The sequence below is a fragment of the Actinomadura sp. 7K534 genome, from assembly GCF_004348575.1.
Taxonomy (GTDB): Bacteria; Actinomycetota; Actinomycetes; order Streptosporangiales; family Streptosporangiaceae; genus Spirillospora; species Spirillospora livida.
In genome coordinates this window covers 1-14,019 of the sequence record NZ_SMKB01000191.1, presented here as the reverse complement: position 1 = coordinate 14,019, position 14,019 = coordinate 1, and the positions used below count along the sequence as shown (strand labels likewise).

General features: G+C 68.6%; 10 protein-coding genes, 1 tRNA gene and 1 pseudogene. 3 read left to right on the top strand and 9 right to left on the bottom strand.

Features of this window, described 5'->3' with window-relative positions; translation table 11 throughout:
- From E1266_RS28125 to E1266_RS28105, 5 genes and pseudogenes are all read right to left on the bottom strand, one after another.
- Positions 1 to 457, bottom strand: a pseudogene (locus tag E1266_RS28125) (hypothetical protein); the annotation flags it as partial.
- The gene (locus tag E1266_RS28120) at positions 454 to 2,325 is read right to left on the bottom strand and encodes an ATP-binding protein (protein WP_243718969.1); all 1,872 of its coding nucleotides are present in this window, start codon (positions 2,323 to 2,325) and stop codon (positions 454 to 456) included. The pseudogene E1266_RS28125 and the gene E1266_RS28120, both read right to left, overlap by 4 nt.
- Entirely contained in the window at positions 2,326 to 3,321 is a 996-nt protein-coding gene (locus E1266_RS28115; protein WP_132052093.1) for a PrgI family protein, read from the bottom strand.
- Positions 3,318 to 4,757, bottom strand: a complete 1,440-nt coding sequence (locus tag E1266_RS28110; RefSeq protein ID WP_165966243.1) for a hypothetical protein — start codon at positions 4,755 to 4,757, stop codon at positions 3,318 to 3,320. Before E1266_RS28110 ends, E1266_RS28115 begins: the two co-directional genes overlap by 4 nt.
- A gap of 362 nt (positions 4,758 to 5,119) precedes the next feature.
- Entirely contained in the window at positions 5,120 to 5,395 is a 276-nt protein-coding gene (locus E1266_RS28105; RefSeq protein ID WP_243718968.1) for a pilin, read from the bottom strand.
- Positions 5,396 to 6,549: 1,154 nt separating this feature from the next.
- Between E1266_RS28105 and E1266_RS28100 the strand changes: the two genes are divergently transcribed.
- From E1266_RS28100 to E1266_RS28090, 3 genes are all read left to right on the top strand, one after another.
- Positions 6,550 to 9,291: an ATP-binding protein gene (locus E1266_RS28100; protein ID WP_132052089.1), complete on the top strand. Its 2,742-nt coding sequence runs from the start codon at positions 6,550 to 6,552 to the stop codon at positions 9,289 to 9,291.
- Positions 9,292 to 9,638: 347 nt separating this feature from the next.
- A complete protein-coding gene (locus E1266_RS28095; protein WP_132052087.1) occupies positions 9,639 to 10,487 on the top strand; it encodes a hypothetical protein in 849 nt (282 codons plus the stop codon).
- On the top strand, positions 10,484 to 11,368 hold the full coding sequence (locus E1266_RS28090; protein WP_132052085.1) for a DNA methyltransferase: 885 nt from the start codon (positions 10,484 to 10,486) through the stop codon (positions 11,366 to 11,368). Before E1266_RS28095 ends, E1266_RS28090 begins: the two co-directional genes overlap by 4 nt.
- 579 nt (positions 11,369 to 11,947) lie before the next feature.
- Here the strand turns inward: E1266_RS28090 and E1266_RS39625 are convergent.
- The 4 genes from E1266_RS39625 to E1266_RS28070 form a co-directional block, all read right to left on the bottom strand.
- The gene (locus tag E1266_RS39625; RefSeq protein WP_243718966.1) at positions 11,948 to 12,658 is read right to left on the bottom strand and encodes a hypothetical protein; all 711 of its coding nucleotides are present in this window, start codon (positions 12,656 to 12,658) and stop codon (positions 11,948 to 11,950) included.
- A 77-nt stretch (positions 12,659 to 12,735) separates the two neighbouring features.
- The gene (locus E1266_RS39940; RefSeq protein ID WP_279436353.1) at positions 12,736 to 12,867 is read right to left on the bottom strand and encodes a hypothetical protein; all 132 of its coding nucleotides are present in this window, start codon (positions 12,865 to 12,867) and stop codon (positions 12,736 to 12,738) included.
- Between the two features lie 211 nt (positions 12,868 to 13,078).
- The gene (locus E1266_RS28075) at positions 13,079 to 13,414 is read right to left on the bottom strand and encodes a hypothetical protein (protein WP_132052083.1); all 336 of its coding nucleotides are present in this window, start codon (positions 13,412 to 13,414) and stop codon (positions 13,079 to 13,081) included.
- A 356-nt stretch (positions 13,415 to 13,770) separates the two neighbouring features.
- Positions 13,771 to 13,843, bottom strand: a tRNA-Glu gene (locus E1266_RS28070).
- Positions 13,844 to 14,019: the final 176 nt, after the last annotated feature.

Sequence of the window (14,019 nt, the reverse complement as noted above, 5' to 3'; positions counted from 1 at the left end):
GGTGGGTGGTGAGGGTCGCGCCGGGCCAGGACGCCCGGACGGTCTTCTCGACTATTCCAGGCGGGATGGTGCCGGGGACCCAGATGTGGAAGCGGACGCCGTTGTGGTCGGCGCGGTACTCAAACGCCAGGTGCGGCTGCCCGAAGACGAGCCGTTTCCAGCTGGGGTGGGTGAGACCGATGAGGCGGGCCCACCAAGCCGCGGCGCTGCCCGGCTCCACCTTCGGGGGCACCGCCACCTCGATCAGCCGGGCGCCGGGTTCGAGTCGGCTGTTGCGCCAGTCCCACACCACCCACCGCGCGCTCGTCCAGGCGGCGGCAGCGCCGAGGATGCCCAGCGCGGCGATGGGGCCGTACCCGGCGGCCAGGTCGATGAACTGCTGAGGAGCCTGACCGAGGTCCGAGAGCGGCCCGTCCAGGCCCGTGCCGGGTCCGTCCAGGAAAGTCATACGGGTCATCGCTGGGCGCTCTCCATGTCCGAGGTTGCAGTGGCGTCGTGCTGCTGGTGGCCGGTGAGTTCGGCGGGGTCGGTGGTGACGAGTTGGTGTTCGTGCTGGCTGGCGACGGCGGAGAACGCGGCCCGGTCTGATCCGGCTCCGGTTCCGCACAGCAGTCCTTGGCCGCGGTCGGCCGCGAGCAGGAAGGTCTTCTCGCCGTCGGTGAGGTCGAAGGCGTCGGTGATCTGGTCGATGGCCTGGGGTGCTTGGCGCAGCAGGATCTGGGTGGCGGAGTTGGCGATCACCGCCCGCCCCAGGTCGGTGGACAGCAGGTCGCCGGCGTCCTGGGTGACGACGGTGAGGCCGGCCCAGTGCTTGCGGGCGGACTTGGCCAGCCGGTACAGGAACCGAGCGCCCTCGTCTTCGCGCATGAGCGTCCACGCCTCATCGACCACGACCAGGCGGCGGCGCCGGTCGGCCGGGTTGGCGACGGTGCGCCAGATCGCATCCAGGGCGAGCAGCATCCCGACGGCGCGGACCTCGTCGGGCAGGTCACGCAGCGAGAACACCACCAGGTGCCCGGTCGGGCGGGTGGTGGTCGGCCCGGCGAACAAGCCCCGGTGGGAACCGGTCACATACGGCGCCAGCCGCGCCGACAGATCAGCCGCCGCACTCGCCTCCGGGGCGCCAGACCCGGCGATCGTGTCGAGCTGTGCGGTGAGGTCGGCCAGGACGGGGGCGGGACGCGCCCAGGTGCGGGGGTCGGAGCCGATACCGCGCCCCCGGTAGGCGGCCAAGACGGCGCGGTCCAGGACTGCTCGCGCCGCCGGTGTGAGCGGCTCGTCGAGCATCGCGCTGATGAGTGTCTGCAGGAACAGGGCGCGGCGGATGAGGGTGTCTTCGCCTTGCCCTTGCGGTAGGTCGAAGGGGTTGAAGCAGACGCCGGGTGCGCCCAGGGCGATGTGGGTTCCGGCGACGTGGTCGCACAGCCGCCGGTATTCGTCTTCGGGGTCGATGACGGCGACGTGGACGCCCTGGTACAGCAGCCGCAGGGTTTCGAGTTTGGTGAAGTAGGACTTGCCGGCGCCCGAGCGGGCGAGGGTGACGGAGTTGTAGTTGTCCTGGGCGAACCGGTCCCACACCACCACCCCTGCCGAGTAGGCGTTGAGCCCGTACAGCACTGGCGTGTCGCCCAGCACCGGCTGCAGGTCCGGTGAGGTGAACGGGAACGCGGCGGCGAGCGCGGCGGTGTCGAACACCCGCCGCGCCCCGATCGAGTCGGCTGCCAGCGGCAGAGTCGATGTCCAGCCTTGCAGGGCGCGGAACGTGGTCGGCTGGGCGTCCAGCAGCAGCGAGGCGGCCAGCGCCCGCACCCGCTGCACCTCACCCTCCAACACACCCGAGCCCGGGGCGTGGACGGTCAGGTACAGACCGACGCGGAACAGGCGGCCGTGCCCGCGGGCCAGCGAAGCGGCGAGTTCAGCGGCGTCGTCGGCGGCGGCCTCGGCGGCGAAGTCGGCCAGCCGCCCGCGCTGGGCGTCGGCGCGCGAGGCCGACTCCAGGCGGGCCAGCTGGCGGCGCAGCCGCTGCGCCGCGACCAGCGGCGGGATCGGATCGATGTGCAGGGAGACGTCGAGGCGGCCGGGGTAGGTGAGCAGCGGCTCCAGCCACCCGGCGCCGACCTCACGCGGGTACCCGGTCACCGCGAATGACGCGCACACGCCACCGGGCAACTGCAGCGACCGGGCGTTGACCCGCAGCGCCGACGGCCCCATCCCCAGGCCGACCAGACCACCTTCATGACCGTCTTTTGCGAAGTCGTCGCCGGGAGCGCCGGGCTGGGCGGTGAGGCCGAGGGTGCGCGAAAGCGCACCGAGCGAAAGCCGCATCTAGTCCTCCTGCCGGTGAGTGATCACGTCATCGGGTGCCGCGTTATCCACAAGGCTGGGTTCGCCTGGGGATAGAGATTCGGTCATGATGGCGGTGGCGTTCGCGGCGTCCAGGACCTCGGCGGGAATGGCGAGCGCGGCCAGGGCTTGCTCGGCCTCGGCGGCTCGGCGCAGGGCGACCGCAGCGGCACTGTCGCGGCCCACTCGATGGCGTTTGCGCTGCCGCCATGGCAGGGCGGGCGCCGGGGGCGAGGAGGGGACGTGCCCGGTGATGACGATGAGGACCTGCCGGATGAGCAGGTCGTGCTCGGCACCGAGATCGGCCAGGAACGCCGCATGCTCGGACGCGGCTTGCTCCAGTGCGGGGTCGGGTAGCGCGGGGGCGTGCTGGGTGATGTGGTCGGCCAGGCCGGTCAGGTCGACCGGGCGGGCTTGGACCAGGAGTTGGACGGGGGTGTCCAGGGAGTTGAGCCAGCGGCCGAACACCGCCACCAGTCCCGCCTGCTCACCGGGGGTACGCAACCCGAAGGTGAGGGTGCCGGCGCGGACGATGACGGCGACACCGCCCGAAGCCAGCTCCAGCACCCCGTCGTCGCGGACGGCGCGCACCGGCAGCCGCAGCGGTTCAGGGAGCCGCCCGCGCATCCGGCACCAGGCCGGTGGCGGCTGCACCGGCCCGGCAGCCGTGACCCGTTCTTTCGTTCGTCGCAGGTGGCGCAGGGCGGCCAGGGTGTAGCGGTCGAGGTTCATGCCGTCGTGGCGGGCGACCGCCAGCACGACCCCGGCCGCCACGACCGGTACCAGCACCGCGACCAGGACCGGGATCGGCACCAGCGGCCCGAGGGTGAGCAAGAGCCACAGGCAGAGGGCGGCGGTGCCGGCCAGGATCGCCAGTTGCCGGGCGGTGAGGCCGTAGAGGATCTTGTCCGGCTGGTCGACGTCGGCGGGGATCTTCACGCTCATCGGCGCCTCGGTGTGCTGGTGCCGGGGGCTCATCGGCGCCTCCTGGATTTGGGTGGGTCGATCCACAAGGTCAGCTGCCGTCGCGGGACGGGACGTCTGGGCATACCGGGCAGCATCAGCTGCCCCGACCGCACCCGCGGCCGCCCACCCGCCGCCGCACCGCCGGGTGAGGGCGGTTGCGGCGAGCGGGTCACCGGGATCGGCAACGCCAGCTGCGTCGGTCGCCGCGCGGCGTTCTTGCCGGCGGGGCCGGGGGCGGCCGGAATCGGCAATGTGAGCTGCCTTGGACGGTGGCCGGTCTGGTTGTCGCGGTGGGGTTCGGGTGGCTGGCCTGGCGGCATCGGGAACGCTCCAGGAGGCATCGGGATCGCACCGGCGGGTAGTGCCGGCGGCGGATCAGACGGACCGGACGACCCCAGCGCCACGGACGGTGTTCCAGGGGCTGCGAGGGCCGGGCGTGGCAGGCCGGGCATCGTCGGCACCGGCCGGAAGTACCGGCGAGGTGGCGGTGAAGGCGCGAACGAAGACGGCGGAGGTGGGGGGGTCCAGGACTTGCCGGTGGGGACGCGGCGGCGCGTCAAGGCACCCAGACCGCGATAGAGGATGAGGCTTTTGACCATTCCGGTCAGCGCGCTGGGTTGCGCGGCGCGCCAGATGGTGCGGGCCACCCACGACGGGACACGGACCATGATCCACAGCAGGCACAGCGCCAGCAGCAGATCAATCCCCGCCCCCGAGGCGATCCCGGGAAACCCGCCGCCCGAGTCGCCGGACTGCCCGTCGACATCGGAGAACAGCAGCCGGAACGCGGTCGCCAGGATCAGGGACTGGCACACCCCGATCGCCAGAACACCGGTGATACTGCGCCACCACAACCGGGCCAGCCCGTCGGTGACCGGCAAAGCGTGGAACATCAGCGCCACGGGCGCGGCGGCGATCAGCACCATGGTCAAAGCGACCCGGATGATGTAGATGAACGCCAAGCACAACGCCAGCACCACCACACCCAGCCCGATGAAGATCGTGAACGGCTGATTGGGCACCAGACTCGCGGCCAAGTAAGCGGTGATCGCCTCGGCGACCCGGCTCGGGTCCATCGCCTCGGCTCCGGCGCTGAGAAACGCCCCCGACAGGCCGTTGGCGAAGGTGATCGCGTACCCGATCAGGATGAGGCTCAGGTTGGAGCCCGCGAACGCACCCACCAGCCGCGCCACCAACTGCCCCGCCGTCAACTCACTGCCCGGGAGCGAGTGCCCGGCGATCAGCAGCACACCACCCGCAGTGATGATCAGTACGTAGCAGGTGTTGGCGATGGTCTGCGACACACCCCACAAATCCTTGGCGCGAGCCATGCCGGGCGAGTCCAGCGGCGGGGTGCCCAGCACGGTCTGCGACAGCAGGTCGCAGATCGGCTCGGCGGCGCCGGTCACCAGGTCGGCGAACCAGCCGTTCACCGCCTGCTTGGCCATGCAGCCCATGTCCATGAACCCGCACCCCGCGCCCTCCGCACCGCCATCGCCCGGAGTTTGCTCGCCCGGCGCCGCCGGAGCCGGGGAAGTGCCCGGGGCCGGTGACGGGGCCGGTTCCCCAGGTTGCGACGGGAGCGAAGACTCAACCGGAGCGGATGGTTGCGGCGAAGACGGTGGCGGCGTAGTAGCGGGCACCTGGGGTGACGGGGTCATCGCTGGCTGGGGCGCGGGGTCGGCCGCCCCCCAGACCGGCCCGGCCACCACACCCAGCGCCACGCTCGCCGTCAGCACGACCAGCAGCGCCACCGCGATGACGGACGCCACGGACCCACGCGGCCGAGCGGGCGGGCACGTCGGGGCGGTCACGGCGCGCCGACGATGCCCTGGAGAATCTTGACCAGCAGCGGCGCCAGCACCGCGACCGAATACCCGATGGCGGCATACCGCAGGGTCTTCTTGGCCGCCTCGACCTCTCCAGGGTCACCGCCGGCCAACATGTAACGGACCCCGCCGATCGTGGCGAACAACGTCGCCAACCCCACCAGCAAACCTACGAGCACATCCCGCAGGTTGTTGATCACCTCATCCAGTGAGGCAGCCGCTGCAAGGTTCGTGCTCGCTTCGGCGACACCGGGCACCAGCAGCGCACTTACCCCGCAGCCAGCCGTCCACAACACTGACGCGGCCGCCAACCGGCCGCTGCTGCAACGGCACTTCGCCAGATTGCGGGAGGTGGTTGGCCTAGTCGTAGGCTGCGCTGGTCCTCGGGACCGCGGACGATCATACGGGCGAGGCGGGCGATTGCGGGTGTGCATGGCAGCGTCTCCGAAGCTGAGGACGAGTACGGGCTGCCAGCGAGACCGCCGATGGCGGCGCGGTCGGGACTGCGGGTGTCCTCCTTGAAGAACACGGTTGACGGATGTGATGCGGCGGGGACCGGGTTCAGGCCGTCCGCCCCGAGGCCGCATCACCACCGACGATCTCGACTGACACCCTGAAGCACCGCGACTGAGTCCCGAATTCACCCGCCAAGCGGCGACGATTAACAAGACTTGAACCAAGCCACTCGATAATCACCACCCACAGTCGGCGCCGTCAGCCCTGCCAAACCCGGTTTTGCGGTCTGAGGCCGTGACCGGACCCACCACAGCAGGTCGCGCAAGCTGATCAGGAGCGAGTGGAAGCCAGGGACGGACCTACAGGCCCATGAGCGCTGCCGGGGGCACTACATGGCGCGAGAAAGCCGCGCCATAGGCGGCACGAGCGGGGAAGTCTCGCCGGAACCTTCTAGGGACCTCACAACGCCCTACCGCAGTTTCTGGGACACCGCAGGATGGCCCTCCTATGATCGCGAACATCTGGCCCGGTCGAACCCTGGGTGACGGCGGCGAAGTTCGCGTTCGAACCGTTGCAGGAGATCCACCTCGCGCGGGACCGCTCTGTCACGATCGAGGGAAGACGGCTGAGTCCTCTCGGCAGCCTCCTAGAGGTCTGGATCGGCCTGAACCTGAGCGATCTGCCGAATCCGCGCGGACATCGGGCCGCGTAGCCGCGAGGTGGTCACGATCGCGATTGACCGTGAGTCTCATGATCGGTGGAACGTGCGACCGCACGTGGTGCGCGTCGGGCGTTGACCGGGCAGTGTCGGGCTCGGCCAGGCGGCCGCAGGTGGCCGAGGCGCTGTTGGTGGATCGCCTGACTGGTTGAGGTTGGTGGCGGTTTTATCGGGTGTGCACAGCGTGGTAAATCGGGGCCGATTAAGGTGAGGCGCGAACGGCGATGAGGTCGACGGGTGGGTAGCGCTGCGGGTGGTGACACTGGCGGCAACGCTGGTGGCGACCGGGTCGGCGGTCGACCAGCTTTTCACGGCGGGCTGCGGAACTGGTGGTGGCCGGTGGGCGCGGGAAGGCTGGCGGCCGCGGTCGAGGGCGCAAACCACTGGCTGGCCTGGCTCAGAAGACGCGAGCGCAGGGCCGCTGGGATGAATGTCACGGATCTGGAGCGGGTCTCCGAGGCGAAGACCGCTCACGATTTCCGGGCTTACGTCGCCAAAGTGATGCGGGAGAACCCACAGGTCCGCGGCTATTTTCCCAAGCTGGTCGACCCTTACGCAGCGCTAGAACATCTGATGGCCGGGCCGGCCCTGGAGGAGGCACGTCAATTCCCCTCTTACTCGGCTGTGCAACGCGTGGCCATGGAGCGCGCTCAAACGGCGTACCAATGGAAGACCGCGGTACGCCGTTTCCATACGAGCCTCGGGGGTGACCCGGATGCTGCGGAGCACGAGCTCGCCGAACCTTTGACATGGGTCTTTACGTTTGTCATTGCCCTGACGTTGGTCGGCTTCCTCAAAGCTGCGATCTCCGAGCTGGTCGGCGGCCCTACTGCTGTCCTCTCCGCGCTAGTCCTCATTCCCCCAGCGGCCGCTGCGGTCGGGGCACTGCTTCGGCTTACCCGCACCGCTGCGAGGGTCGTCGCCTCGCTAGTCGTCGTGGTGGCCCTGTTGGCCTCAAGTAGCGTTACCGCCAAGACGAGCGGCGATAGTGTCCTGGACAGCTCGTTCGATTGCGCGATCGGCGTGTTTCTCGTCGCTGTGATGGGCTCCAACACCCTGCCGCTCTTCGGCATACTCGGCAGGCTTCTGGCCCACCCCTTACGGACCTGGGAACTGCTTCTCCAGGAACCCCTGACGCGACAGCTCTACAAGATCGCTCGTTCTCCACATCCAGACCCGGGCCCCAAGCTGGAATCGAAAACCTTTTTCCTTCAGAACAAGACGCCGCTCATACGCTGGCTGACCCAAGTCGAGGAGAAGGTAATCGTGAGCCGCCTCACACAGGTGATCAATGACCAGCTGGGAGCGGAACGAGACCAACTGCTGGTCGAACAGCACTCGGAGGGCTTAAAGAGACTGCACGATCCCGACCTCATCGTGCCCACCCGATCGCGGTTGCAGGCCGAGCGGGCGCTCGACCGGATGGACGGCGGGAGCATCGCGGTCGCCGGGCCGCGCGGCTCGGGGAAATCGACCCTGCTCCGGCAGTTCTGCGAACCCACCCGGCCAGCACGACTGTCGGTCTTCGTCTCGGCTCCCGCCGAGTACAACCCGAAGGAGTTCCTGGTCGAGCTCTTTATGCAGGTCTGCGAGACTTACCTGAAACATCGCGGCCTCGCTCCCGGCCCTCGGATGGGTGGGTGGTCATTCCGACGCCACCGACGGCTCGGTCACCTGCTGCGCAGAATGATCACCGTCTTCCTGCGGGTGGCGATCTCCGTCGCGATGCTCAGCCTCCTGGTCTGGTCGATGCGGCAGACACTCACCCCAACCACGCAGCACGCGCGGGACCTGGGAGAGGGCCTTGCCGACTGGGGGGTTTCGGTCGGCCGGTGGTTCTGGAATGAATGGCGGGGCCTCTCCCAGATCGTCTTAGGGCTCGCAGCGTTTTTCGTGTTCCCCAAAGCGGCGCTCTGGCGGTTCCTGCGGCGTTTTTGGCAGCCCGAAGCCGTGCATGAGGCGCGGGGCTACTGGCGCAGGCTGCGTCAGGAGAAGACGACAACCGCCGGGATCAGCGCCGCCATCTCAGCGTTGACGCTCACAGGCGGCACCTCACTCAAGGAGCAGCCGTGGACCTTACCGCAGCTCGTCGGAGACCTGCGGCGCTTTCTCGAGAAGATCGCGGTCGGTGAGGCGGCGAGGAGCCAGAGCGTTGTGGTGTGTATCGACGAGGTCGATCGGATCGGCTCGCTCGACCAGGCGGCGCGGTTCCTGAGCGATATCAAGGCGATCTTCGGGATCGCGAACTGCTCCTTTATCGTCTCGGTCGCCGACGAGGTAGGGTCGACCTTCGCCCGGCGGGCGGTAGCCGGACGCTCGATCTTCGAGAACGCCTTCGACGACCTTGTGACGATCGAACCGCTCAGCCTTGGGGAGGCCAAGGACCTTCTTCAGGTCCGCGTCGGCGGTTTCACCGAGACGTTCGTCTTCCTCGCCCACACCTTGTCAGGCGGCCTCCCGCGAGAACTGATCCGGGTGACCCGGCACATGGTAGAGCTGAACGCAGAGCAGCCACTCAACCCGCGCGTCGGCGTCCTCGCCGAACTCCTGGTCCGAGGGGAGCTCCGCGAGCTCATCGGCGGCACCCGCAGTCGCCTGGGCGATTGTGGCCTCGACAACGCTTACGACCCGATCTTCACCGCGATGCGCGAGTGCCTGGCCGATCTCCAGGACGCGAGTGCCGTTGCGCCCGTCGCCCGCAAGCTAAGGTCCCTGGCTCCCCCTGTTCCCTCCGCGCCGGAGACCGACGCCGAGGCGCGCCGGGCGATCGCCGAGATGGCCGCGTTCGCCGACTTCGGCCTCGCGATCATCCAAGCCTTCGCATCCTTCGACCTCGCGTGTGTGAAGGAGCTCACCGACCAGGGCACCCCCGGCTCCTATGCCGCGCTTGCCGCCGCCCGCCAAGAGCTCAGCCTGTCTCCGGCAAGCGCCCGCCGAATTCTGGCCGCCTTCCGCGCTCACAACCACCTTCCGGAATGAGGGCAATCGAGGGCTCCGTGCTGATATTCCAGGTACCAGGCGCGTGATCATATGCCCGCAGAGCAGTCGTACGGCGAGATCAAGCTAGTGCACCCCGAACGGATACCCAGTCCGCTGCGAAACCCGCCAGAACGCATTCCTCGATGTGCGCGAGTCGCAGACGGTCCCTACAGCTAGGCGGCCTTTGAACAGATCGTGACCTGGGCCGAGGGTGAAATCGGGCTGGGGTGGCGGTGCTTCATGGGTGCACGGGGATCGGGTGGTCGTTTCGGGTCACCCAGTAGATGAACCACACGTCGTCCAACTCGCCTATCGGCCGAAACAGCGGTCCGGATGCCCGGTGTCGGATGGTGCCACTGACCGTCTGGCTGTGCTCCGACAGCACCAAACTCACCACCGACACCACCACCAGCAAGGGCGCGCAGGCCACCGGTTCGGCGGCGGGCCTTTGCCTGCGGCACCGGCAGGCGGTCGGCCGGGAACTGGCCCGGCACCTGATCGGTACCTGCACCTCCGAGGGTGACTTGGTCGCTGAGGGCTTCGCCAGCAGCGAGGCAACCCTGGTGGGCGCCGCCGGCCTGGACCGGCGCGGCATCGCGCTGGTCCCGCACTTCCCGCTCGCCCAGCACATCGGCACGCGCCTGCGCGCCACCCTACCCGTAGCGCAGTTGGCGCGGGTGGAAATGCGGCCGGCGCGGCCCGATCAGATGGCCCGCGGCCTTGCTGACCACCTCGGCGAGGTCGCCCTGGTCATCGCCGCCCCGCCGTCATACGAGATCGGCGGCAACCCGCCGCGCAGGAGCGGGGAACGCGGATGCCCAGCCTGCCGGGCGGACCTGTGGATGCTCGGTAGTGAGCAACTCGGCCTGTTCCTGGCGTCGGCGTGGAAGGTGCTGCGGCCGGGCGGTGTCCTGGCGATCATCACGACCGCCCGCCACCAGGCCGGACGCCTCGTCGACCCCGCCCCACGCATCATCCGCCAGGCTCAGGGGCTGGGCTTCGGGTACGTCCAGCACGTCATCGCGCTGCGTGTCCCCATCGACGGTGACGCCCTGGTCGTCCAGGCCGGACCGGCCGACCTGGCCCAGCTGCGGGGCACCGGTTGCCACGTGCTGCCGCCGTCGGTGAGCGTTCACGCCGATGTGTGCTTGTTCACCAAGCCGCGGATCCGGCAGGAGAACGGGGGCGTTCGATGAACCACGATGCTCTCGCCTCTACGACGGGGTTGGTGTCGGTGCTGGCTACGGGGCAGCGCCCGTCCCGGTTGCAGCGTCAGGGACGCTATACGCCCGAGTCGATGCGCCATCCCGGCAAGATGCTGCCAGCCATCGCCGCCACCGTCATCGGGGCGTTCACCCGGCCCGGTGACTTGGTGGTCGATCCGATGTGCGGGATCGGCACCACCCTGGTCGAGGCTATCCACCTTGGCCGCAACGCCGCCGGCGTGGAGTACGAGCCCGACTTCGTCCACCTCGCGCTGGGCAACCTGCGGCTCGCCCACTCCCAAGGAGCCAAGGGAACGCCGCAGCTGGCGTGTGGGGACGCCCGCAACATCGCCACCATCTACCGGGCGCTGCACGGGAAAGCGGCGCTGGTGCTCACCTCACCACCCTACGGATCGCACACCCACGGACAGATCAGGTCCGGCCGCGACAACGGCGGCAGAAAGATCCTGAAACGCCATCACCGCTACTCCCACGACCGCGGCAATCTCGCCCACCAGCCCCTACCCGGCCTTTTGGAGGGCTTTGGTCGCATCCTTGTCGGCAGCTCCACCTTGCTGCGACCCGGCGGTGTGATCGCCGTGACCGTCCGTCCCATCCGAGCCAAGGGTGAGCTGATCGATCTACCAGGCCAGGTCACCGATACCGCACGCCACCACGGTCTGGTGCTGACCGGTCGGTACGCCGCTCTCCTTGCGGGCTTGCGGGATGGTCGGCTGGTCAACCGGGCCTCCTTCTTCCAGATGCTCGAGACCCGCCGTGCCCGCGACCGAGGCATTCCCGCCTGCGCTACCGCTCACGAGGATCTCCTGCTCTTCCAGTCCGCGACCGACCTGCCGGAGGCGAGCCGATGACCAAGAACCGATGCAGTAGGCAGGGAAGGCGTAATCGGGTGCTGGAGATGCTGGCCATCCTCCAGACCGGTCTATGTGGGCGCTGTGGGCGTGCTCGCTACACCACCCGTCGCACGGCCCGGCAGGCCGCCCGCATCGCAGCCCCCGGTATCCGGCTACGCGCTTACCGATGCGGCGACGCCTGGCACCTGACCAGCCCGGCGGGACGACTTCAACACATCACCCCACCTGTCACTCTCCCGCCCGTCCACCCGCATACCAGCCTCCGCCGCCACGGAAGGAGCCAGCGAGACGACCTCGACCGCTGCCGTAGTGAGTGCTGTACCGGTCGCCGTGTCCGCAGCCTTGTTCTTGAGTCCGGAGGTGTGCGGTCATGTCTGGCCCGGCCGCACACGGACCATGACATCCCCGCTCCCCGGTGGATGGCGGACCGGTGAGCGAGCCGGAGAAGCAGACACAGGCAAGTGCCGAACAGCCTCAGCTGACCTGGCGGCTGAACCTTGCGGACCCATCGGTCGAGGGTGAGCTCGCCCGGGCACAGGCAGGCGCGATCAGAGAGGTGTTGACTTGGTGGGCGAATCACGCAGCCCGATCCCACTCGATGTGTTCACCCGAGGGACCCACAGCAGCCGGTCCGCAGGACTGACCGGCCCCGGCGGCGGGTTTCGGCTGGACGGGCCGCTGCGGGTGGCCTTCGCGGGACGGACCTCGACCGAGGACAAGCAGGATCCGACCCTGTCGCTCCCGCGGCAACTCGCCAACAGCCAGACCGCGCTGCACACCGCGATACCGGGCCAGGCCGTCATCGTCGCGCACTTCTACGACATCGAATCCGGACGCAAGGATCTCGACACACGTGGATTCGGGCGCGGACACGAGCGGTTCAACATCCCGATTCCGCGGGACGGCGGCATCCAGGACCTGCTGCTGGAAGCTGCCCAATCCGATCGACGGTTCGATGTGGTGATCTGTGAGTCCGTCGACCGAATCGCGCGCCGGACCTACGTCGGAACACAAATCGAGAACACCTTGGAGAAGCTCGGCATCCCGCTGTGGGCGTCCGACGAGCCGATCAACCTCAACGGGAAACGCTCCTCTCAGGTGCTCACGCGGCGTGTGAAGCAGGGCGTGGCCGAGTGGTATGTCCTGGAGATGCTGGAGAAGTCCTGGGGTGGGTTCGAGATCCACACCGAGCAGGGCTTTAACGTCGGGCGTCCACCGTACGGTTACCTGGCCCGGAATGTCCCTCATCCGGTCGCCGCCCGCCGAGAACAGGGTGCGACCAAGCACGTCCTGATTCCCGATCCGGTGCGTGGGCCGGTCGTCCAGACGATCTTCGAAATCCGCATCGCCGAACGCCTCGGGTATCAGGCGATTGCCGACCAGTTGAACGCCGATCTGGAGCGGTACCCGGCGCCCGTCGCCACGGCGAAGACCCGGACCGTGGGCAGGTGGACCTGCTCCTCGATCCGCGACGTCCTTTCCAATCCCAAGTACACCGGCTACATGGTGTGGAACCGACGGGCGACCTCCTCGGCCGGGGGAAGGAACAACCCACCCGAGGCGTGGGTGTGGTCCAGCGAACCCACCCACCCGGGTGTCGTCAGCGTCAAGACCTTCGTCGAAGCGCAGCAAGTCTCGCTGGTTCGGAGACGGTCCCGCAGCCGGCCCGGCCGAACCGCAGCCGAAGACACCAAACAGCCGTACGTTCTACGGTCCTACATCACTTGCGTGGACTGCGAACGCCGGATGTTCGGCAAAAACGATCGGGGGCGGCTGTACTACGTCTGCAGCCCGAAACGCTCCCACCTGCCCGAAGGGCATCCCGCAGTCGTGCGGATCCGTGAAGAGCCCCTCATCGCGGGGCTGAACGACTTCTTCAACCGGGAGATTTTCGGTGCCCATCGCCGCGAGCGTCTTGAGACGCTGCTCGTCCGGCTGGACGATCGCCACCTGCGGGAACACGAGGAGCATGTCGCGGCCCTGGAAACCAAGATCGCAGATCTCGTCCGGCGCCGGGCGCGGGTGCTGGATCCGCTCGAACAACTAGATGATCCCAGCCAGGCGTTCGTCCAGAACATCAACGAACGTGCCGCCCAGATCGCGGCCGATCTTGAAGCCGCACAAGCCAAGCTACGGGAAATCCGGAGTACGGCGCCCCCACGCCCGTACCCTGAACTGCTGGACCTGCTCCCGGCCGGGACGATCGATCTGGGGCAGGTTCCCGGGCCGGTGCTGCGACGGCTGCTGGACGTGTTCCGGCTGCGGATGCGCTACCACCGGAAGACCAGCCTCATGGAGTGCGAGGTCACCATCACGTCCGAGATCGTCGGCACCCAGCACGACGCGTCGGCTGCGGCGATCGGGGCCGCCGAAACGGGATCGCGCGCCGGTCTACGGCGTACCCCCTACCGGATTCGAACCGGCGCTACCGCCTTGAAAGGGCGGCGTCCTAGGCCGCTAGACGAAGGGGGCCCGGGGCGTGGCGGTGTGGCTGCCACGCGACCTGGTCAAGTGTAGGGGACGCGGCGGGTCGGCGTGCAAACGGTTAGTCGGGTTCGGTGGTGCGGGCCGAGGATGCCGTGTTCAGGGGGGTCGGGCTGCGGGACGGCCAGTCGGACGGGAACTCCGACGGGAACGGGGACGTGGGG